The organism is Cupriavidus sp. FW216-B1 (genome assembly GCF_058789195.1).
Map to the genome: position 1 here is coordinate 23,675 of NZ_JBYTEL010000021.1, position 19,822 is coordinate 43,496.

The window sequence follows — 19,822 nt, forward strand, 5'->3', positions numbered from 1 at the left end:
CTTGCCGCCGAGCTTCGCCCCGTGCCTTTGCAGCCCTCACTGCCCTTCGACGAATCCGCGCCCGCCGCCGAGGCGGCCATGCGCCGCGCGCGCGCGGTGCCGCCCGGGCACCTGGACGAGCTCGGCGCGGGCGCGGGCGGGCTGCGCGAGCCGTGGGCGGGCTTCTTCCAGGTGCTGGGCGAGGACGGCATCGGCGCGCTCGGCCAGCAGGCCGCCGCGATGGCGCGCCAGATCCGCGACAACGGCGTGACCTACAACGTCTATGCCGACAACGGCGGCGCGCGCGCCTGGGCGCTGGACCTGCTGCCGTTCATGGTGGCCGAGGAAGACTGGCTGCAGATCGAGCGCGGCGTGATCCAGCGCGCCACCCTGGCCAACGCCGTGGTGGCCGACATCTACGGCCCGCAGACGCTGCTGGCCAAGGGCCTGCTGCCGGCCGGGCTGGTCTTCGGCCATCCCGGCTACCTGCGCCCGCTCAAGGGCTACCAGCCGCCGGACGGCAATTTCCTGCACATCGTCGCGGTCGACCTCGCGCACACCGCCGAGGGCGGCTGGACCGTGATGGCGCACCGCACCGAGACGCCTTCCGGCATGGGCTACGCGCTGGAGAACCGGCTCATCATCTCCAGCCTGTTCGCCGACGCCTTCCGCGAACTGCGCGTGCGGCGCCTGCCGGCCGCCTTCGCGCAACTGGTGGCCACGCTGGCGCAACTGCCCGCGGGCCGCCTGTCCGGCCCGGCCGGCATGCCCGGTGCGCCGCCGCCGCGCGCGGCCGACGCCAGCGCCGCCGCCGCGGCCGCCGGCAAGCACATCGTGCTGCTGACCCCCGGCCCCTACAACGAGACCTATTTCGAGCACACCTTCCTGGCGCGCTACCTCGGCATCACGCTGGTCGAGGGCAAGGACCTGACGGTGCGCAACGACGTGGTCTACCTCAAGACGCTGGCCGGGCTGGAGCGCGTGGACGTGATCCTGCGCCGGCTCGACGACGCCTACTGCGACCCGGTCGAGCTGCGCCAGGACTCCACGCTGGGCGTGCCCGGGCTGCTGCAGGCGATGCGCGCGGGCAACGTGCTGGTCTCCAACGTGCCCGGCTCGGGTTTCCTGGAGACGCCCGCCATCCACGGCTTCCTGCCGGCCATCGCGCGCGAGCTGCTGGGCGAGCCGCTGCTGCTGCCCGGCGTGCCGAGCTGGTGGTGCGGCGAGGACTCGGCGCGCGCGCAGGCGCTCGACCAGCTCGGCGAGGCCTTCCTGATGCCGACCTACCCGCGCGGCATGGCGCAGCCGTGGGAAGGGCCGCGCCTGGGCATGGAGCGCGGCCTGCAGCGGCTGGCCGACTGGCGCGAGCGCATCGGGCAGGTGCCCGACCTGTTCACCATCCAGGCCGACCTGCCGCTGTCGCACGCGCCGCGCTGGGAAGGCCCGCAGATCGGCTCGCGCGCGGCCATGCTGCGCGTCTACGCGATCGCCGACGGGCGCGGCGGCTGGCAGGTCATGCCGGGCGGCTTCACGCGGCTGGCCGGCGAGGGCCAGCCGGCGGTGTCGATGCAACTGGGCGGCTCCAGCGTCGATACCTGGGTGCTGTCGAGCCAGCCGCCGCACGGGCCGGCGCTGGCGGCCTCGACCACGCTGGGCGGGGCCGGGCCGGGGCCGGTCGCCAAGCCGCTGGCGGTGTCGAGCCGCGCCGCCGAGAACCTGTTCTGGGCCGGACGCTACGCCGAGCGCGCCGAGAACAACGTGCGCCTGTGCCGGCTGGTGCTGGGCTCGATCGAAAGCAGCGACGAGCGCGACGACAGCGTGCTCGACGTGATCGGCGAGCTGACGCAGGCCTGCGGCCTGCTGCCGCCCGGCGCGCCGCAGCCGCGCGCCTCGCTGCGCGTGTTCGAGCGCAGCCTGGTGGCGGCGCTGGCCGAGAGCGCCGGCTGGACCAGCGTGGGCCAGAACCTGGCCAGCCACGTGCACGCCGCCACCGAGATCCGCAACCGCCTGTCCAACGACCACTGGCGCACCATCCTGGCCGCGCGCAACGATTTCGGCGACGCGATGGCGGCGGCCTGCACCGGTGCGTCCGGCAGCGGCGACTGCGGCTACTACGACCGCCCGCGCGTGCTGGCCGCGCTCGACCACCTCGGCATGCAGCTCGCCGCCATCAGCGGCGCCCAGGGCGACCGCATGATGCGCGACGAAGCCTGGCGCCTGCTGTTCATCGGCCGCCATATCGAGCGCGTGGGCACGCTGTCGACCTTCCTCGAAGTCTTCACGCGGCATGGCGCGCTCATGCACCGCAGCGGCTTCGACCTGCTGCTGCACCTGTTCGACAGCACGCTCACCTTCCGCGCGCTCTATCCGGGGCGCACCGACATGCCCGCACTCATCGAGCAGATCGTGATCGAACCCACCAACCCGCGCGGGCTCTACGGCCTGCTGGCGCGGCTGCGCGTCAAGCTCGGCCAGATCACGCCGCCGGCCAGCCCGGCCGGCGGCGGCCGCGCGCCGCTGCCGCAATGGCTGCCCGCGGTGGAGACGCTGCCGGGCTGGGAAGCACTATGCGAGCGCGACGGGCGCGGCCAATACGCCAATCTGGTGCAATTGTGCGACCGCCTGGGCGGCCTGATGGCGCAGCTCTCCGACGAGATCAGCGCGCGCTACTTCAGCCATGCCGGCGTGGCCGGCGTGCGGGTGCGGCCATGAGCGCGCCGGCGACGGGGCTGGCGGGCGGCGCGGCGGAGCGTCCCGTGGACGAGGCCGGGGCCGGAATCGGAGCCGGGGCCAAGATCGGGACCGAAGCCGACAACGACGCGGTGGCCGGCCCGGCGGGCGCGGCGGCCATCGCCGCGGTGCCTGCCCCGGCGCCCGCCGCGGCCTTGCTCACGGTCCACCACAAGACCACCTACGCCTACTCCGCGCCGGTGGAGAACGCCCAGCAGCGCGCCGTGGTGTGGCCGGTGGCCTGCCCGTGGCAGACCGTGCTGTCGCACAGCGCGTGGGTCGACCCCGAGCCGTCGCACCAGCATGCCGGCACCGACGCCTTCGGCAACCACGTGCTGTATTTCACCATCGACGTGCCGCACGACTTCATGCAGCTGTGCTGCGAGAGCACGGTGCGCGTGATGCCGCGCTGGGACGCGCTCGATCCCGCCGCCAGCATGCCGTGGGAAGACGCCGTGGCGGCGCTGCGCTTTCGCGCCGGCCAGCCGTTCCGGGCGCAGAGCGAGTTCTGCTTCGCCTCGCCCAACGTGGCGCTGCACCCGGACCTCAAGGCCTACGCGCTGGCCAGCTTCGGGCCCGGCGTGCCGGTGGTGGCCGGCGCCATCGACCTGATGCACCGCATCCACGCCGACTTCGAATACGAGACCGACGCCACCGAGGTGGACACCCCCGCGCTGAAGGCGTTCGCGCTGCGCAGCGGCGTGTGCCAGGACTTCGCCCAGGTCATGATCGGCTGCCTGCGCTCGCTCGGCCTGGCCGCGCGCTACGTCAGCGGCTACCTGCGCACCGAGCCGCCGCCGGGCCAGCCGCGCCTGATCGGCGCCGACGCCTCGCACGCGTGGCTGTCGGTGTACTGCCCGCTGGCCGGCTGGGTCGACCTCGACCCGACCAACGACGTGCTGGCCGACACCGGCCACGTGACGCTGGCGTTCGGGCGCGACTACAGCGACGTCTCGCTGCTGCGCGGCGTCATCGTGGGCGGCGGCGCGCATACCGTCGAGGTGGAGGTAAGCGTGCTGCCGCTGGCGTAGCCGGCGCGCGCTGCGCCGGCGGCACGGCTGGCAAGCCAATTGCTTGCGCATTGCAGGGGTTGCCGAAAAAGAAGGGGAATCAATATGCTGAGCCGCACCGCCGACCACCTGTTCTGGATGGCCCGCTACACCGAGCGCGCCGAGAACACCGCGCGCATGCTCGACGTCAACCACCAGACCGCGCTGCTGCCGCAGTCGCGCGACGCATCCCGGCAGGGCTGGCTGGCCATGCTCGACGCGACCGAGCTCACCCCGGTCTTCGCCGAGCACCACGGCACCGTGGTGCACGAGGAAGTGCTCGACTTCATGGTGCGCGACCTGAGCCATCCGGCCTCGATCATGTCCTGCCTGCGCGCCGCCCGCGAAAACGCCCGCGCCGTGCGCGGCGCGCTGACCACGCCGCTGTGGGAAACCATCAACACCACCTGGCTCGACGTGCAGCAGATGATCGCCGACGGCATCCTGCGGCACGATCCCGCGCAGTTCTTCGAGTGGGTCAAGTTCCGCTCCCACCTCACGCGCGGCGTGGAAGCCGGCACCATGCTCAAGGACGAGGCCTACTGCTTCATGCGCCTGGGCACCTTCCTGGAGCGCGCCGACAACACCGCGCGGCTGCTCGACGTCAAGTTCCAGTCCACCGACCTCGACCGCCAGCAGGACGACTTCTACCAGTGGGCCGCGGTGCTGCGCTCGGTCTCCGGGTTCGAGATGTACCGCAAGGTCTACCGCGCGGCGGTCACGCCCGAGCGCGTGGCCGAACTGCTGATCGTGCATCCCGACATGCCGCGCTCGCTCGCGGCCAGCCTGCGGGAGGTGGTGGCGCTGCTGGCGCAGGTGCGCAATGGGGCTTCAGCGGAGACTGAGCGGCGTGCGGGGAAGCTGCATGCCGAGCTCAAGTTTGCGCGGATCGAGGATATTTTTTCTGTGGGGATTCATGGGTGGCTGGGGGATTTTTTGCGGAGGGTGCATGAGGTGGGGAGTGGGGTTAGTCATAGTTTTTTGATGCGGGGGTAGTAGGGTTTTGTGCTTCGGCTTCAACGTCAACTTCTGAATGTCAACTTCTGAACGTCAAAGTCAACATCAAAGTCAAAGGCTTTCGCTCCCCCGGAGCGACCTACTTTCTTTTCCCCGAAAAGAAAGTAGGCAAAGAAAGCGGGCTGCCTGGCCGGCAGGGGCAGAGCCGAACAGGGTTGCTGGTTGTTGGTGGTTTCGTGGTGGGGGTGGTGGTTCTGCAGGGGTTCTGCCGGTACCGGTTTTGGTGGCCACGTTCTCTCGGGTGGTGTTCGATTCGTGGTGGCGCTGCATGATGGCGGAGGTCCAGGCCCTTCGGGCTGCTGCCGCGACCGGGGCAGATGGGTGCGTCATAGGGACGGGGCTGGTTTCGTGGTGGGCGTGGTGGCCCCCATTCGATCTCAGTGCCAAATGGTTTTGACTTGAGAGGCAATCCGGTTCCAGCAACCCCGCGCACCCGCGCTGGGTCCACCACGCCCACCACGAAACCAGTGCCGATGCTATGTCGTGGCCGCCCGAGTCGGTAACGGCAGATGCCCGAACCAGCAGTGCGCCCGCCATCATAGGTCTGACCCCGCAACCCATACCGCCAGCCAGATCGTGGCCAGTCGCACCGGTAACGGCAGGATGCCAGCAGAACCACCGCCCCCACCACGAAACCACCAACAACCAGCAACCCTGTTCGGCTCTGCCCCTGCCGGCCAGGCAGCCCGCTTTCTTTGCCTACTTTCTTTTCGGGGAAAAGAAAGTAGGTCGCTCCGGGGGAGCGAAAGCCTTTGACTTTGAAGTTGACTTTGAAGTTAAGGCCTTTAAAGCCGTTGACTTTGAAGTCAAGCAGTGGTGGCCTTTGAAGCCAAGCCGTAGCTTTCGACTTAGAACCCCAACCCCACCCCTCACCCCAACTTCTTCCTCAACAACTCATTGACCTGCGCCGGGTTCCCCTTCCCCTTGGTGGCCTTCATGGCCTGCCCGACCAGGGCATTGAACGCCTTCTCCTTGCCGGCCCGGAATTCCTCCACCGACTTGGCGTTGGCGGCCAGCACGTCGTCGATGATCTTTTCCAGCTCGCCGGAGTCGGACATCTGCTTGAGGCCCTTGGCGGCGATGATGGCGTCGGCGTCGCTGCCTTCTTCGCCGGCCCACATGGCGGGGAAGACGTCTTTCTTGGCGGTGTTGTTGGAGACCGTGCCGTCGGCGATGCGCACCAGCAGCCTGGCCAGTTGGGCGGGTTTGACCGGGGCGGCGTCGAGCGCGATGCCTTCGCGGTTGAGCAGCGAGGACACGTCGCCCATCAGCCAGTTGGCGGCGGGCTTGGCGTTGGCGGCGCCGGCTTCGGCGACCACGGCTTCGAAGTAGCTGGCGAGCGGCTTGGAGGCGGTCAGCACGCTGGCGTCGTAGGCGGACAGGCCGTATTGCGACACCAGGCGCGCCTGCATGGCGGCGGGCAGTTCGGGCAGGGCGGCTTTCACGCGCTCGATCCAGGCAGCGTCGATGTCCAGCGGCAGCAGGTCGGGGTCGGGGAAGTAGCGGTAGTCGTGCGCGTCTTCCTTGGTGCGCATGGCGCGCGTCTCGCCGGTGTCGGGGTCGAACAGCACGGTGGCCTGCTGGATCTCGCGGCCGTCCTCGATCTCGGCGATCTGCCACTGCACTTCATACTCGATGGCCTGCTGCAGGAAGCGGAACGAGTTGAGGTTCTTGATCTCGCGGCGCGTGCCGAGCTTGGGGCTGCCGTACGGGCGCACCGAGACGTTGGCGTCGCAGCGGAAGCTGCCTTCCTGCATGTTGCCGTCGCAGATGCCCAGCCACGTCACCAGCGCGTGCAGGGCGCGGGCATAGGCCACGGCTTCGGCGGCGCTGCGCATGTCGGGCTCGGTGACGATTTCCAGCAGCGGCGTGCCGGCGCGGTTCAGGTCGATGCCGGTCATGCCGGCGAAGTCTTCGTGCAGCGACTTGCCGGCGTCTTCCTCGAGGTGGGCGCGCGTGAGCTGCACGGTCTTCTCGTAGGTCTCGCCCTTCTTGCCTTCGACCTGGATGCTGATGCTGCCGCCCTGCACCACCGGGATCTCGTACTGGCTGATCTGGTAGCCCTTGGGCAGGTCGGGGTAGAAGTAGTTCTTGCGCGCGAAGATGCTGCGCGGCGCGATGGTGGCGCCGATGGCCAGGCCGAACTGGATGGCGCGCTCGACCGCGCCGCGGTTGAGCACCGGCAGCACGCCGGGCAGCGCCAGGTCGACCGGCGAGGCCTGCGTGTTCGGCGCCGCGCCGAAGGCGGTGGAGCTGCCGGAGAAAATCTTGGAGGCCGTCGACAGCTGCGTGTGCGTCTCGAGGCCGATCACCACTTCCCATTGCATGGCGGTATTCCTGTTCGTATTCGTCGTGTACGTCGTATTCGGTGCGTGTTGCTGCGTGCTGCTGCGTGCTGTTGCGTATTCCGTCGCGCCGCTAGCGCGTCTGCGCGCAGCCGCCGGTGCCGGGCTCGAACATCACCGGCCAGGCTTCCTCGTAGATGCCGGGCGAGCAGCGCTGCTGGCAGTTGGCGTGCGCCAGCGTGACGCGGCGCGGATCTTGCCAGACCATCAGCTTGCAGGCGCTGCCGTCGTTGGCGCGCAGCTCGATGTGCGGCTTCTTCTGCGTCTGGCGGAACTCGGCCAGGTTGAAGCTGCACGAGCCGCGCTTGCCTACCCACAGCTTCCACGACAACTGCTGCACGGTGTTGTCCGCCACGCGCAGCTGCGCGTCCTCGCGGAAGCCGTCTTCCTCGGTGCGGCGGCAGTCGCCGGCGAGGTCGATGTCGCGGCTGGCGATGGGCGTGGGCCGGCCGAAGCGCGGCAGCGGGATGCACGCCGCCAGCGCGGCGGCCAGCGCCACGCCCGCGGCGATGCGGACCAGCCAGCGCCGCGCGCTCATGCCTGCGCGGGCCGGCGCAGATGCCAGTCCGTGGCCTGCTGGAACGCGTGCGCGGTCTGCAGCAGCTCGGCTTCGCCGAAGTAGTTGCCGATCAGCTGCAGGCCGACCGGCATGCCGCCTTCGCCCAGGCCGCACGGCACGCTCATGCCGGGCAGGCCGGCCAGGCTGGTCGACAGCGTGAAGATGTCGGCCAGGTACATCTGCACCGGGTCGGCGCTCTTCTCGCCGAGCTTCCACGCCACCGTGGGCGCCACCGGGCCCATGATCACGTCGCAGCGCGCGAACGCGCGCTGGAAGTCCTCGGCGATGATGCGGCGGATCTTCTGCGCCTGCAGGTAGTAGGCGTCGTAGTAGCCGTGCGACAGCACGTAGGCGCCCACCAGGATGCGGCGCTTGACCTCGGGGCCGAAGCCTTCGGCGCGGCTCTTCTTGTACATGTCCATCAGGTCGCGGTATTCGGCCGCGCGGTGGCCGTAGCGCACGCCGTCGAAGCGCGACAGGTTGGACGAGGCCTCGGCCGGCGCGATCACGTAGTACACCGGGATCGACAGCTCGGTCTTGGGCAGCGACACCTCGACCAGCGTGGCGCCCAGCTTCTCGTACTCGGCCAGCGCGGCGCGCACGGCCTGTTCCACGTCGGCCGACAGGCCGGCGCCGAAGTATTCCTTCGGCAGGCCGATGCGCAGGCCCGACAGCGGCCGCGCGGCGCCGGCGCCGGCGCGCGGCTGGCCCAGCAGGCGGGTGAAGTCCTCGTCCACGCCGCCCTGGGCCGGCGCCAGGCTGGTGGAGTCGCGCTCGTCGAAGCCGGCCATCGCGCCGAGCAGCAGCGCGCAGTCCTCGGCGGTGTGCGCCATCGGGCCGCCCTGGTCGAGCGACGAGGCGAACGCGATCATGCCGTAGCGCGACACGCGGCCGTAGGTGGGCTTGATGCCGGTGATGCCGGAGAACGAGGCCGGCTGGCGGATCGAGCCGCCGGTGTCGGTGCCGGTGGCGGCCGGCGCCAGGCCGGCGGCCACGGCCGCGGCCGAGCCGCCCGAGGAGCCGCCCGGCACGCGCGCCGGGTCCCACGGGTTCCTGACCGGGCCGAAGTGCGAGTTCTCGTTGGACGAGCCCATCGCGAACTCGTCCATGTTGGTCTTGCCCAGCGTGACCATGCCGGCGGCGGCGAGGCGCTCGACCACGGTGGCGTCGAACGGGCTTTCGTAATCGGCCAGCATGCGCGAGCCGGCGGTGGCGCGCCAGCCGCGCGTGACGAACACGTCCTTGTGGGCGACCGGCACGCCGGTCAGCGGGCCGGCCTCGCCGCGCGCGCGGCGCGCGTCGGCCGCGCGCGCCTGCGTCAGCGTGAGTTCGGGGTTGACGTCGACGAAGGCGTTGAGCGCGGCGGCCCGCTCGATGCGGCCCAGGTAGTCGCGCGCCAGCTCCTCGGCGGAGACGGTGCGGGCCGCCAGCGCGTCGGCGAGCTGGCGCAGGGAGGTCACTGAAGTTGCGGAAAAGGACATGTCGGTCGTATGGCTTGGCAGGGTGGCTGCCGGCGCGCGGCGCAGGGGCGGCGCGACGCAGCGGCGGGTTCGGTGGCCGGGCGGCGGGCGCCCGCCCGCTTATTCGATGACCTTGGGCACCAGGTACAGGCCGCCTTCGGTGGCCGGCGCGGGGCGCTGGTAGTCGTCGCGCCGGTCGGTCTCGGTCACGGCGTCGTCGCGCAGGCGCTGCGACATCTCGCGCACCGCCGACAGCGGGTGCGCCAGCGGCTCCATGCCGGTGGTGTCGACCGCCTGCATCTGTTCGACCAGCGAGAAGAATTGATTGAGCTGCACCAGCGTGTGCCCTGCTTCGTCATCGTTGATCTCGATGCGGGCAAGGTGGGCGATGCGCTTGACGTCGGATAGGTCGAGAGCCATGGCTAGGGTTCGGTGTCGATGCGGAAAACGGCGAAATCGGCTGCGAGATCGGGGAAGCGGGTCCGGGCGCGGAGGCGGCAGCGGGAGGCAAGGCAGGCGCCGCCTGGGCGGGCGGGGCGAGTGCTGCCGGGTGCGCCCCGGAATCGTCAAAGTTACACGTTTTTTCGAGGCAGAAGCCCCCGAAACAGGGGGAATTATAAGGTATCATTGCGCGTTGCCATTCCCTGGCAGCGCCTTCGTCACATTGGTGCGGAACCGCGTTCGCCGGCGCTTTTTCGGTAACGTCCGCGGCAAGGTCCACGGCAACGCGCGTGGCAGCGTCGGCGGCAATGCCCGCGGCGGCGCCCGCGGCACGGCCCGCCGCCCACCATCGCCTTCCGCGCGGCCACCCCGGCCGCCCGGCCGCGGCACGCAGGCGGCGGACGGCGCGCGGGCAGGGAGGCAGGCGAGGGCCCTCTGATTAGGCCGCCCCGGCCGCAATTTTTTGTAATTGTGGCGCGGTTCCACCGAACTTTCGAGCGTGGCCTAATCAAAGGTTCCCGTAGAGGCTGTGCCGCCCGGGGGCGGTCCGGCCTCGGCTGGCGGTTCCGCCGTGGCCGCCGCGCATCCCCTGGATGGCGCGGCGCCGGCGTGGCGCCTGGCTCACCGCACGGTGGGGGGCCTTGAATACTACCCGTCGCAATGAATTTCGTGGCTGGCCCGATTGCGGTGCCGGCCGCTTCGCATACCTCGCGAACCACCAGAAAACAGGATTCCTGATGTTCGGATTTCTCCGCAGCTATTTCTCCAACGATCTCGCGATCGACCTCGGCACCGCCAACACCCTGATCTACATGCGCGACAAGGGCATCGTCCTGGACGAGCCCTCGGTGGTGGCGATCCGCCAGGAAGGCGGTCCCAACGCCAAGAAGACGATCCAGGCGGTGGGCAAGGAAGCCAAGCAGATGCTGGGCAAGGTGCCGGGCAACATCGAAGCGATCCGCCCGATGAAGGACGGCGTGATCGCCGACTTCACCGTGACCGAGCAGATGCTCAAGCAGTTCATCAAGATGGTCCACGACTCCAAGCTGCTGCGCCCGAGCCCGCGCATCATCATCTGCGTGCCGTGCGGCTCGACCCAGGTCGAGCGCCGCGCCATCCGCGAATCGGCGCTGGGCGCCGGCGCCAGCCAGGTGTACCTGATCGAGGAGCCGATGTCGGCGGCGATCGGCGCCGGCCTGCCGGTGTCGGAGCCGTCGGGCTCGATGGTGGTGGACATCGGCGGCGGCACCACCGAGGTGGGCATCATCTCGCTGGGCGGCATGGTCTACAAGGGTTCGGTGCGCGTGGGCGGCGACAAGTTCGACGAGGCCATCGTCAACTACATCCGCCGCAACTACGGCATGCTGATCGGCGAGCAGACCGCCGAGGCCATCAAGAAGGAAATCGGCTCGGCCTTCCCGGGCTCCGAGGTGCGCGAGATGGAAGTCAAGGGCCGCAACCTGTCCGAGGGCATCCCGCGCGCGTTCACGGTGTCGTCCAACGAAATCCTCGAGGCGCTGACCGACCCGCTCAACCAGATCGTCTCGGCGGTCAAGATCGCGCTGGAGCAGACCCCGCCGGAACTGGGCGCGGACATCGCCGAGCGCGGCATGATGCTGACCGGCGGCGGCGCGCTGCTGCGCGACCTGGACCGCCTGCTGGCCGAGGAAACCGGCCTGCCGGTGCTGGTGGCCGAGGACCCGCTGACCTGCGTGGTGCGCGGCTCGGGCATGGCGCTCGAGCGCATGGACAAGCTCGGCAGCATCTTCTCCTACGAATAACCAGTCGGCGAGAGGACATCGCTCGTGGCGCGACGCGGCCTGCCGGATCGCCTGGTCGGGGCCGCGCCGCGCCGTGGCGCCGCCTTGGCCACTGTCCCGGCCGCCGCCGCGGCCGCTCGCCTGGCCGCCTGCGCGGCCGCCTTCCCGACCCGGCCCGGCCCAGGGCACCCCGCGCCAGCGCGCCTTTCCCGCCACCCCGGCCATGCCGGCGGGCGCGGCGGGCGGGCGGCGGCGCGCGCCCGGGGCCGGCAGACCTCCACGCCAGCGCACGGGTAAATGGATTACACTCCGCCGCCGCTCTTCAAGCAGGGCACTTCCGCCGTCGCGCGCCTCGTCTTCTATGTGACGATCGCGCTGGTGCTGCTCGTCGTCGACGCGCGCTTCGACGCGCTACGCGTGGTGCGCCAGGTCGCCGCCACCGTGCTGATGCCGGTCGAGCGGACCGTGCTGGTGCCGCGCGACGCGCTGCGCGCCGTGTTCGACTACGCCCAGTCGTCGGCCGCGCTCGCCAGCGAGAACCGCGAGCTGCGCCGCCGCGCCGTGACCGAGGCCGAGGGCTCGGTGCGCCAGTCCCAGCTCGAGTCCGAGAACAACCAGCTGCGCAAGCTGCTCGGCCTGCAGCAGCAGTCGGCCACGCCGGTGACGGCGGCCGAGATCCTCTACGACGCGCGCGACCCCTACAGCCAGCGCATCGTGATCGACCGCGGCAGCCAGCACGGCCTGCGCGCCGGTTATCCGGTGATCGACGAGCGCGGCGTGATCGGCCAGGTCACGCGGGTCTCGCCGTTCCAGTCCGAAGTCACGCTGCTGACCGACAAGGAACAGGCGATTCCCGTGCAGGTGGTGCGCAACGGGCTGCGCAGCGTGGCCTTCGGCGGCGCCCGCGCCGGCCTGCTCGACCTGCGCTTCATGGCCGCCTCGGCCGACCTGCAGCAGGGCGACCTGCTGGTGACTTCGGGCCTGGACGGCACCTATCCGCCGGGCCTGCCGGTGGCGAAGATCGTGCAGATCGAGCGCAAGGCCGACACCGCCTTCTCGCGCGTGTACTGCGAGCCGGTGGCCGGGGTGCGCTCGCACCGCCAGTTGCTGGTGATCCGCTACGAGGCGCAGCTGCCGCCGCGCGACACCATCGACGGCCCGCGCGACGCCCGCGAAAGCAAGGGCGGCAGGCCCGACCGGGCCGACCGCCCGGGCGTCAGGGACGCCGAGCGGGGCGGCGACCGGCCGGCCGAGAAACCTGCCGAGAAGGCCACTGAAAAGGCCACCGACAAGGCCGCCGCGAAACCGGCCGGCAAGCCCGCGGCCAAGGAGGCCACGCAGTGACCAATCCCCAATACCTGCTGCGCCCGGTCAACCCGGCGTTCATCGCGCTGAGCTTCGTGCTGGCGTTCCTGTTCAACCTGATGCCGTGGGGCGCCACGCTGTGGATTCCCGACATGGTGGCGCTGGTGCTGGTGTTCTGGAACATCCACCAGCCGCGCAAGGTGGGCATGGGCGTGGCGTTCGCGCTGGGCCTGCTGATGGACGTGCACGACGCGCGCCTGCTCGGCGAGCACGCCATCGCGTACACGCTGCTGGCCTATTTCGCCATCACCATCCACCGCCGCGTGCTGTGGTTCACGGTCTATACCCAGGCGCTGCACGTGGTGCCGCTGCTGTTCGTGGCGCACGCGGTGCCGGTGGTGATCCGCCTGGCGATGGGCGCGCCGCTGCCGGGCTGGCAACTGCTGCTGGCGCCCGGCATCGAGGCGCTGCTGTGGCCGCTGGCCACCAGCATGCTGCTGGCGCCGCAGCGGCGCAGCGCCGACGTGGACGAGACGCGGCCCATCTAGATCGGGCGCCGCGCCGCGCGCTGGCCGATGCAATGGCTTGACCCTCAACGAGTTCCGCCGCGCCCCTCGCGGGTGCGCGGCACACCGCAAGGCTGACGCAGTACCATGACCGAAATCCGCAATGTCGAACAGGAGCTCGGCCGCTTCCGCATCCGCGTGGCGGCCGCGGGCCTGTTCGCCGTGATCTGCTTCGGCCTGCTGTTCACGCGCTTTCTCTGGCTGCAGTGGTACAAGCACGACCAGTACTCGGCCAAGGCCGAGGACAACCGCATCTCGGTGGCGCCGATCGAGCCCAACCGCGGCATCATCATGGACCGCAACGGCGTGGTGCTGGCGCGCAACTATTCGGCCTACACGCTGGAAATCACGCCGTCCAAGCTGTCCGACACGCTCGACAACACCATCGAGGCGCTCAGCCAGGTGGTCGACATCCAGCCGCGCGACCGGCGCCGCTTCAAGCGGCTGATGGAGGAGTCGCGCAGCTTCGAGAGCCTGCCGATCCGCAGCCAGCTCAGCGACGAGGAAGTGGCGCGCTTTTCCGCGCAGCGCTTCCGCTTTCCCGGCGTGGACGTGCGCGCGCGGCTGTTCCGCCAGTACCCGATGGGCGAGTCCGCCTCGCACGTGATCGGCTACATCGGCCGCATCTCGCAGCGCGACCAGGAGCGCATCGAGGCGATGGACGAGGCCAACGACGCCGAGGGCGCCAAGTACGACCCGCGCAAGGACGCCGACAACTACAAGGGCTCCAACTACATCGGCAAGATCGGCATCGAGCAGAGCTACGAGACCGAGCTGCACGGCCTGACCGGCTTCGAGGAAGTGGAGGTGAGCGCGGGCGGGCGGCCGATCCGCACGCTCTCCACCTCGCCGTCCACGCCCGGCAACAACCTGATCCTGTCGCTCGACATCCGCCTGCAGCAGCTCGCCGAGGCGCTGTTCGGCGACCGGCGCGGCGCGCTGGTGGCGATCGAGCCGGCCACCGGCGACATCCTGGCCTTCGTCTCCAAGCCGACCTTCGACCCCAACCTGTTCGTCGAGGGCATCGACAGCAACACCTGGAACGAGCTCAACGGCTCGCCCGACAAGCCGCTGCTGAACCGCCCGCTGCGCGGCACCTACCCGCCCGGCTCGACCTACAAGCCGTTCATGGCGCTGGCCGCGCTCACCACCGGCAAGCGCACCGCGGCCTGGGGCTTCCACGACCCGGGCTCGTTCACGCTGGGCAACCACACCTTCCGCGACGACAAGCCGGGCGGCCACGGCTGGGTCGACATGCAGGCCTCCATCGTGCAGTCCTGCGACACCTATTACTACATGCTGGCGCGCGACATGGGCGTCAACGCCATCCACGATTTCATGAAGCCGCTCGGCTTCGGCCAGATCACCGGCATCGACATCGAGGGCGAGAGCCGCGGCATCCTGCCGTCCACCGACTGGAAGCGCCGCGCCTACCGCAAGCCCGAGCAGCAGAAGTGGTACGACGGCGAGACCATCTCGCTGGGCATCGGCCAGGGCTACAACAGCTTCACCATCCTGCAGCTGGCCAACGCGGTGTCGATCCTGGTCAACAACGGCACCGCGATGAAGCCCCACCTGGTCAAGGCGGTGGAGGATTCGGTGACGCGCGACCGCGCGCTCACGGTGCCCAAGGAAAGCTACCGGCTCTCGTTCAAGCAGGCCGACGTCGACGTGATCAAGCGCGCGATGGTCGGCGTGACGCATTCGGGCACGGCCGCGCGCGCGTTCGCCGGCGCCGCCTACGAATCCGCCGGCAAGACCGGCACCGCGCAGACCTTCACGATCGGCAAGAACGAGAAGTACAACCACCACGCGCTCGACGAGCGCAAGCGCGACCACGCGCTGTACACCGCCTTCGCCCCGGCCGACAACCCGAAGATCGCGCTGGCGATGATCGTGGAGAACGCCGGCTTCGGCGGCGCCGTGGCCGCGCCGATCGCGCGCAAGGTGATGGACTACTACCTGGTGGGCAAGTGGCCCGAGGAACTGGCGGCCATCGCCCCGCCGGCCGCCGAGCGCGCCGGCGGCAAGCCGCCCGTGGACACGCCCAGCGTGTTCACCACGGGCCACACCGCCAGCATCGCCAGCGCCACCGTGATGGGCGCCAGCGAGGCGGCCGCCACCAGCGCCAGCGCCGTCGCGGTGGCGGCTGTCGCCGGTGCGGCCGGCGCGGCCGGCGCGGCCAGCACGCCGGTGGCGCGCGCGCCGGGCGCCTCCGCCGCCGTGGCGGCGCCGCTGATCGACCCGGCCGCGATCCCGCCCGCCTCGGCGGTGCAGACGCTGGACGAGCGCATGGCGCAGGCGCTCGGCCACAGCCGCCCGGCGCCGGCGCCGGCCCAGGCCGCGCCGGCGGCACCGGCCGCCACCGCCCCGAAACCCCGCGCCAGGCCCGTCGCCGCCCCCGGCGCGGGCGGCGCCAACGCTACCCGCTGAAGGAGACGCGCATGGACAAACGCCGCGTCCTGTCATTCATCAAGACCGCGCTGACCGGCTTCGACAAGCCGCTCGCGCTGATCGTGTTCCTGCTGTTCGCCACCGGCATCGTGGCGCTCTACTCGGCCGCCATCGACATGCCCGGCCGGGTCGAGGACCAGTTGCGCAACATCCTGCTCTCCTACGCGGTGATGTGGGTGATCGCCTACCTGCCCACGCAGACGCTGATGCGGGTGGCGGTGCCGCTCTACACGGTGGGCGTGGCGCTGCTGATCGGCGTGGCCATGTTCGGCCTGATCCGCAAGGGCGCGCGGCGCTGGCTCAACGTGGGCATGGTGATCCAGCCGTCCGAGATCATGAAGATCGCCATGCCGCTGATGCTGGCGTGGTACTTCCAGAAGCGCGAGGGCTCGGTGCGCTGGTACGACTTCGTGGTGGCGCTGCTGCTGCTCGGCGTGCCGGTGGGCCTGATCGCCAAGCAGCCCGACCTCGGCACCGGCCTGCTGGTGCTGGCCGCCGGTGTGTACGTGATCTACTTCGCCGGGCTGTCGTGGAAGATCATCCTGCCGCTGCTGGTGGCGCTGGTGGTGGCGGTCGGCCTGCTGATCACGTTCGAGAACGACATGTGCGCGCCCGGCGTGAACTGGCCGGTGCTGCACGACTACCAGCAGCACCGCATCTGCACGCTGCTGGACCCGACCACCGATCCGCTCGGCAAGGGCTTCCACACCATCCAGTCGATCATCGCCATCGGCTCGGGCGGGGTGTTCGGCAAGGGCTGGCTCAAGGGCACGCAGACTCACCTGGAGTTCATCCCGGAGAAGCACACCGACTTCATCTTCGCGGTGTTCTCGGAGGAGTTCGGCCTGGTCGGCAACGCCGTGCTGCTGGTGCTCTACCTGCTGCTGATCTTCCGCGGGCTGTACATCGCCGCCAACGCGCCGACGCTGTTCTCGCGGCTGCTGGCGGGCTCGATCACGCTGATCTTCTTCACCTACGCCTTCGTCAACATGGGCATGGTGAGCGGCATCCTGCCCGTGGTGGGCGTGCCGCTGCCGCTGATGAGCTACGGCGGCACCGCGCTGGTGACGCTGGGGATGGGCATCGGCATCCTGATGAGCATCTCGCGGCAGAAGCGCCTGATCCAGACCTGACGCGGGGGCGGGCCGCCCGGCCTCGCGCCTTCGCGCCGGCGGCGCGCCGCCTTTCGCGCCACCTCCCGCACCACCTCCCGCACCCGCCGCACGCCCGCCCGTTCCCCGCGGCAGGCGACTCCCACGGGGCGCGCCGCCATCCGCCGCGCCGCCATGTCTCCGGCGGGCCGGCAAGCCACCCGAATGCGGGGCATGCCGCAAACTCCACGCCCGGCGCGGCCCGGGCCGCCGTCCGCCGCGCGCGGATTCCGCCTCGCCGCGGCCGGATGTGACGGGATCGATATTTCTCCGTCCATGCTCTGATCTGCGTCAAAAACATCGCACTTATGAAGTGCGCCCGCACAACGATGATCCGGGTCCAGGTGGCGCATCGCATTCATGTGGTGCACCACGCTTCTGACGGAAGATCGTGCCGGGGACCCGCCGAAACCGCCGGATATGCGCCGCGGCGCGCGCGCGCGCCAATCGCCGCCGGGATTTGCGTGGCACACCACGTATTGGCACGCCTTTTGCGTTGAGATTCCTTCGACGAAGCACGGTGTCGCCATTTCCCCGCAAACAACGCTATCCGGACTTATGGACCTAACCCTGTCGATCGCCGAGTACGGCCATCATCCCGCAGCACGGCGGGTATCGACCCTGGCGGCTTCGTCGTCGGGTTTCCCGCGCTATGCCGACGTGGTGCGGCGCGCGCAGTCGTGCGCGTTCGACTGCGTGTTCTTCACGTCCGCCGCATCCGCCGAAGGCGCGCCCGCCGCGCTGGCGCCCGACACCACGCCGCTGCTCGGCTCCCTGATCGCGCAGGTGCCGCGCATCGGCCTTGGCGCCGCAGTGGCGCTCGCGCACACCGAGCCGTTCCACACCGCCCGCGCGTTCTCGGTGCTCGACGGCCTGTCGGCCGGGCGCACCGCGCTGCTGTGCGACCTGCGCTGGCGCGAGGGTGGCGACGCCGCCTTCGCCCATGCGCCGCCGCTCTCGCGCGACGCGCACTACGCGCGCGCGGGCGAATATCTGGAGGTCCTCGCCAAGCTGTGGGATAGCTGGGAGGACGGCGCGGTGCTGGCCGACAAGGAAGCCGGCCTGTTTGCCGATTCGGCCCGCATCCACCCGATCCATCACGCCGGCGCGTACTTCGGCGTGCGCGGTCCGCTGACCGCGGTGCGGCCGGTGCAGGGCCATCCCGTCATGGCGTTCGACGATGCGTCCGCGCCCGGCCTTGCGCTGGCGGCCCGGTTCGGCGACGTGTTCCTGGCCGATTGCGCTTCGCCGGAAGCGCTCGTGTCGCTGCGCGGCGACCTGCGCGCGCTGGCGCGGCGGCAGGGCCGGCCCGACGGCGCGCCGCGCGTGCTGGCCACGCTGTCCGTGGTGCTGGCCGATTCCGACGAGGCCGCGGCGCAGCGCATGGCGCATCTCGACGCGCTGGCGCAGCCGACGGCGCCGGCCATGCCCGGCTACCGCTTCGCGGGCAGCGCCGCGCGCCTGCGCGAACTGATGGATTCGTGGTACGCGGCGGGCATCTGCGACGGCTTCCACATCGCGCCGGCGGTGCTGCCCGACGATCTGGAGCGCTTCGCCAGCGAGGTCGCTCCCTGCCTCGCGGGGCGCCCGCCGGCGGATGCCGCGCAGCCGGCCGCCACGCTGCGCGACCGCCTCGCCCTCGCGCGCCCTTCCAACCGCTTTTCCGAGGTCTCCGTTCATGGCTAGGCAACTGCACCTGGGTCTGTTCATCTATCCCGGCGGCCACCACATCGCCGGCTGGCGCCATCCGTCGACGCCCGCCGCGGGCGTGACCGGGCTCGACTTCTACCGCACCGCGGCGCAGCTCGCCGAGCGCGGCAAGTTCGACCTGTTCTTCGTCGGCGACACGCTGTTTACCCGCGAGAAGGACGGCCGCTTCTTCGGCCGCCAGGCGGTGTCGAATCTCGATCCGGTCTCGCTGCTGTCCACGCTGTCGTCGGTCACGGACAAGCTGGGGCTGGTCGGCACGCTGTCGACGACGTACCACGAGCCGTTCGCCATCGCCGGCAAGTTCGCCACGCTCGACCACCTGAGCGCGGGACGCGCCGGCTGGAACGTCGTCACCACGTGGGAGGACCGCGCCTCGCTGAACTTCAGCCGGCAGCAGGCCATGCCCAAGGCCGACCGCTACGTGCGCGGCCGCGAGTTCGTCGACGTGTGCACCGCGCTGTGGGACAGCCGCGGCGATTCGCCGGCCGCGCCGGCCCGCCCGATCGACCATCGCGGCGAGAGCTTCACCGTGGCCGGCGCGCTGCCGGTGCCGCGCCCGGTGCAGGGCTGGCCGGTGCTGGTGCAGGCGGGCGGCTCGCCGCCGGGCCTGGAGTTCGCCGCGCTGGTGGCCGAGGCGGTGTTCACCGCGCAGACCGACCTGGCCCAGGCGCGCGAATTCCGCCTGTCCACGCATGCGCGCATGGCGCGCTACGGCCGGCGCCCGGACGAGGTCGTGATCATGCCCGGGCTGTCGCCGCTGATCGGCGCGACCGAGGCGGAGGCGCTGCGCCTGGAGCGCGAGCTGGCCGATCTCGTGCATCCCGAGGTGGGGGTGTGGATGCTGAGCGAAAACCTCGGCTTCCCGCTGTACGACCGCCAGCCCGACGAACTGCTGCCGGTCGAGGCGATCCGCGCGGTGAAGAAGCCGACCGCCAACGCCGACATGCTGCTCACCACCGCCGCGCGCCAGAAGCTCACCATCGCCGACAGCGCGCGGCTGATCGCCCGCTCGCGCGCCCACCACGGCTTCGTGGGCACGCCGGAGCAGCTGGCCGACCTGATGGAGCGCTGGCTGCGCGAAGGCGCCTGCGACGGCTTCAACATCATGCCGCCGTATTTCCCCGAGCAGCTCACGGTGTTCGTGGAGCAGGTCGTGCCGGAGCTGCAGCGGCGCGGCGTGTTCCGCGAGGACTACGAAGGGTCGACGCTGCGCGAGCACCTCGGCCTGGACCGTCCGTCGCCAGGGCGCTTCCAGCGCATGCTGGCGCACGTGCCCGCATAACCGTCCGTCCCCGG

General features: G+C 70.5%; 14 protein-coding genes. 10 read left to right on the forward strand and 4 right to left on the reverse strand.

Going from position 1 to position 19,822, the window contains the following annotated elements; translation table 11 throughout:
- Positions 1-21: 21 nt before the first annotated feature.
- The 3 genes from AC3WXD_RS28695 to AC3WXD_RS28705 all read left to right on the forward strand — a co-directional run bounded on the left by AC3WXD_RS28695 (position 22) and on the right by AC3WXD_RS28705 (position 4,754).
- A complete protein-coding gene (locus AC3WXD_RS28695) occupies positions 22-2,691 on the forward strand; it encodes a circularly permuted type 2 ATP-grasp protein (protein WP_492325169.1) in 2,670 nt (889 codons plus the stop codon).
- Complete coding sequence (locus tag AC3WXD_RS28700) at positions 2,688-3,740, forward strand: transglutaminase family protein (RefSeq protein ID WP_492325170.1); 1,053 nt, start codon at positions 2,688-2,690, stop codon at positions 3,738-3,740. Before AC3WXD_RS28695 ends, AC3WXD_RS28700 begins: the two co-directional genes overlap by 4 nt.
- A gap of 84 nt (positions 3,741-3,824) precedes the next feature.
- On the forward strand, positions 3,825-4,754 hold the full coding sequence (locus AC3WXD_RS28705; protein WP_020205673.1) for an alpha-E domain-containing protein: 930 nt from the start codon (positions 3,825-3,827) through the stop codon (positions 4,752-4,754).
- Between the two features lie 890 nt (positions 4,755-5,644).
- Here the strand turns inward: AC3WXD_RS28705 and gatB are convergent.
- The 4 genes from gatB to gatC all read right to left on the reverse strand — a co-directional run bounded on the left by gatB (position 5,645) and on the right by gatC (position 9,559).
- A complete protein-coding gene (gene gatB / locus AC3WXD_RS28710) occupies positions 5,645-7,102 on the reverse strand; it encodes an Asp-tRNA(Asn)/Glu-tRNA(Gln) amidotransferase subunit GatB (RefSeq protein ID WP_492325171.1) in 1,458 nt (485 codons plus the stop codon).
- A 91-nt stretch (positions 7,103-7,193) separates the two neighbouring features.
- The gene (locus tag AC3WXD_RS28715; RefSeq protein ID WP_059414663.1) at positions 7,194-7,658 is read right to left on the reverse strand and encodes a hypothetical protein; all 465 of its coding nucleotides are present in this window, start codon (positions 7,656-7,658) and stop codon (positions 7,194-7,196) included.
- Positions 7,655-9,160: an Asp-tRNA(Asn)/Glu-tRNA(Gln) amidotransferase subunit GatA gene (gene gatA / locus AC3WXD_RS28720; RefSeq protein WP_492325172.1), complete on the reverse strand. Its 1,506-nt coding sequence runs from the start codon at positions 9,158-9,160 to the stop codon at positions 7,655-7,657. The genes AC3WXD_RS28715 and gatA overlap by 4 nt, the downstream gene beginning before the upstream one ends.
- Positions 9,161-9,259: 99 nt before the next feature.
- On the reverse strand, positions 9,260-9,559 hold the full coding sequence (gene gatC / locus AC3WXD_RS28725) for an Asp-tRNA(Asn)/Glu-tRNA(Gln) amidotransferase subunit GatC (RefSeq protein ID WP_059414666.1): 300 nt from the start codon (positions 9,557-9,559) through the stop codon (positions 9,260-9,262).
- Positions 9,560-10,317: 758 nt separating this feature from the next.
- Between gatC and AC3WXD_RS28730 the strand changes: the two genes are divergently transcribed.
- The 7 genes from AC3WXD_RS28730 to AC3WXD_RS28760 all read left to right on the forward strand — a co-directional run bounded on the left by AC3WXD_RS28730 (position 10,318) and on the right by AC3WXD_RS28760 (position 19,808).
- Entirely contained in the window at positions 10,318-11,361 is a 1,044-nt protein-coding gene (locus AC3WXD_RS28730; protein ID WP_011296266.1) for a rod shape-determining protein, read from the forward strand.
- A 276-nt stretch (positions 11,362-11,637) separates the two neighbouring features.
- Positions 11,638-12,684 (forward strand): rod shape-determining protein MreC, encoded by a 1,047-nt coding sequence (mreC, locus tag AC3WXD_RS28735; protein WP_492325173.1) that lies wholly within the window; start codon positions 11,638-11,640, stop codon positions 12,682-12,684.
- Entirely contained in the window at positions 12,681-13,193 is a 513-nt protein-coding gene (gene mreD, locus AC3WXD_RS28740) for a rod shape-determining protein MreD (protein WP_020206848.1), read from the forward strand. Before mreC ends, mreD begins: the two co-directional genes overlap by 4 nt.
- Before the next feature lie 105 nt (positions 13,194-13,298).
- On the forward strand, positions 13,299-15,644 hold the full coding sequence (gene mrdA, locus AC3WXD_RS28745) for a penicillin-binding protein 2 (RefSeq protein WP_492325174.1): 2,346 nt from the start codon (positions 13,299-13,301) through the stop codon (positions 15,642-15,644).
- A gap of 11 nt (positions 15,645-15,655) precedes the next feature.
- On the forward strand, positions 15,656-16,798 hold the full coding sequence (gene rodA / locus AC3WXD_RS28750) for a rod shape-determining protein RodA (RefSeq protein WP_020205343.1): 1,143 nt from the start codon (positions 15,656-15,658) through the stop codon (positions 16,796-16,798).
- Between the two features lie 576 nt (positions 16,799-17,374).
- Positions 17,375-18,502 carry an LLM class flavin-dependent oxidoreductase gene (locus AC3WXD_RS28755; protein WP_492325175.1) on the forward strand — a complete coding sequence of 376 codons (1,128 nt, stop codon included), beginning with the start codon at positions 17,375-17,377 and terminating at the stop codon, positions 18,500-18,502.
- Positions 18,495-19,808 (forward strand): NtaA/DmoA family FMN-dependent monooxygenase, encoded by a 1,314-nt coding sequence (locus AC3WXD_RS28760; protein WP_020205345.1) that lies wholly within the window; start codon positions 18,495-18,497, stop codon positions 19,806-19,808. Before AC3WXD_RS28755 ends, AC3WXD_RS28760 begins: the two co-directional genes overlap by 8 nt.
- Positions 19,809-19,822 lie beyond the last annotated feature (14 nt).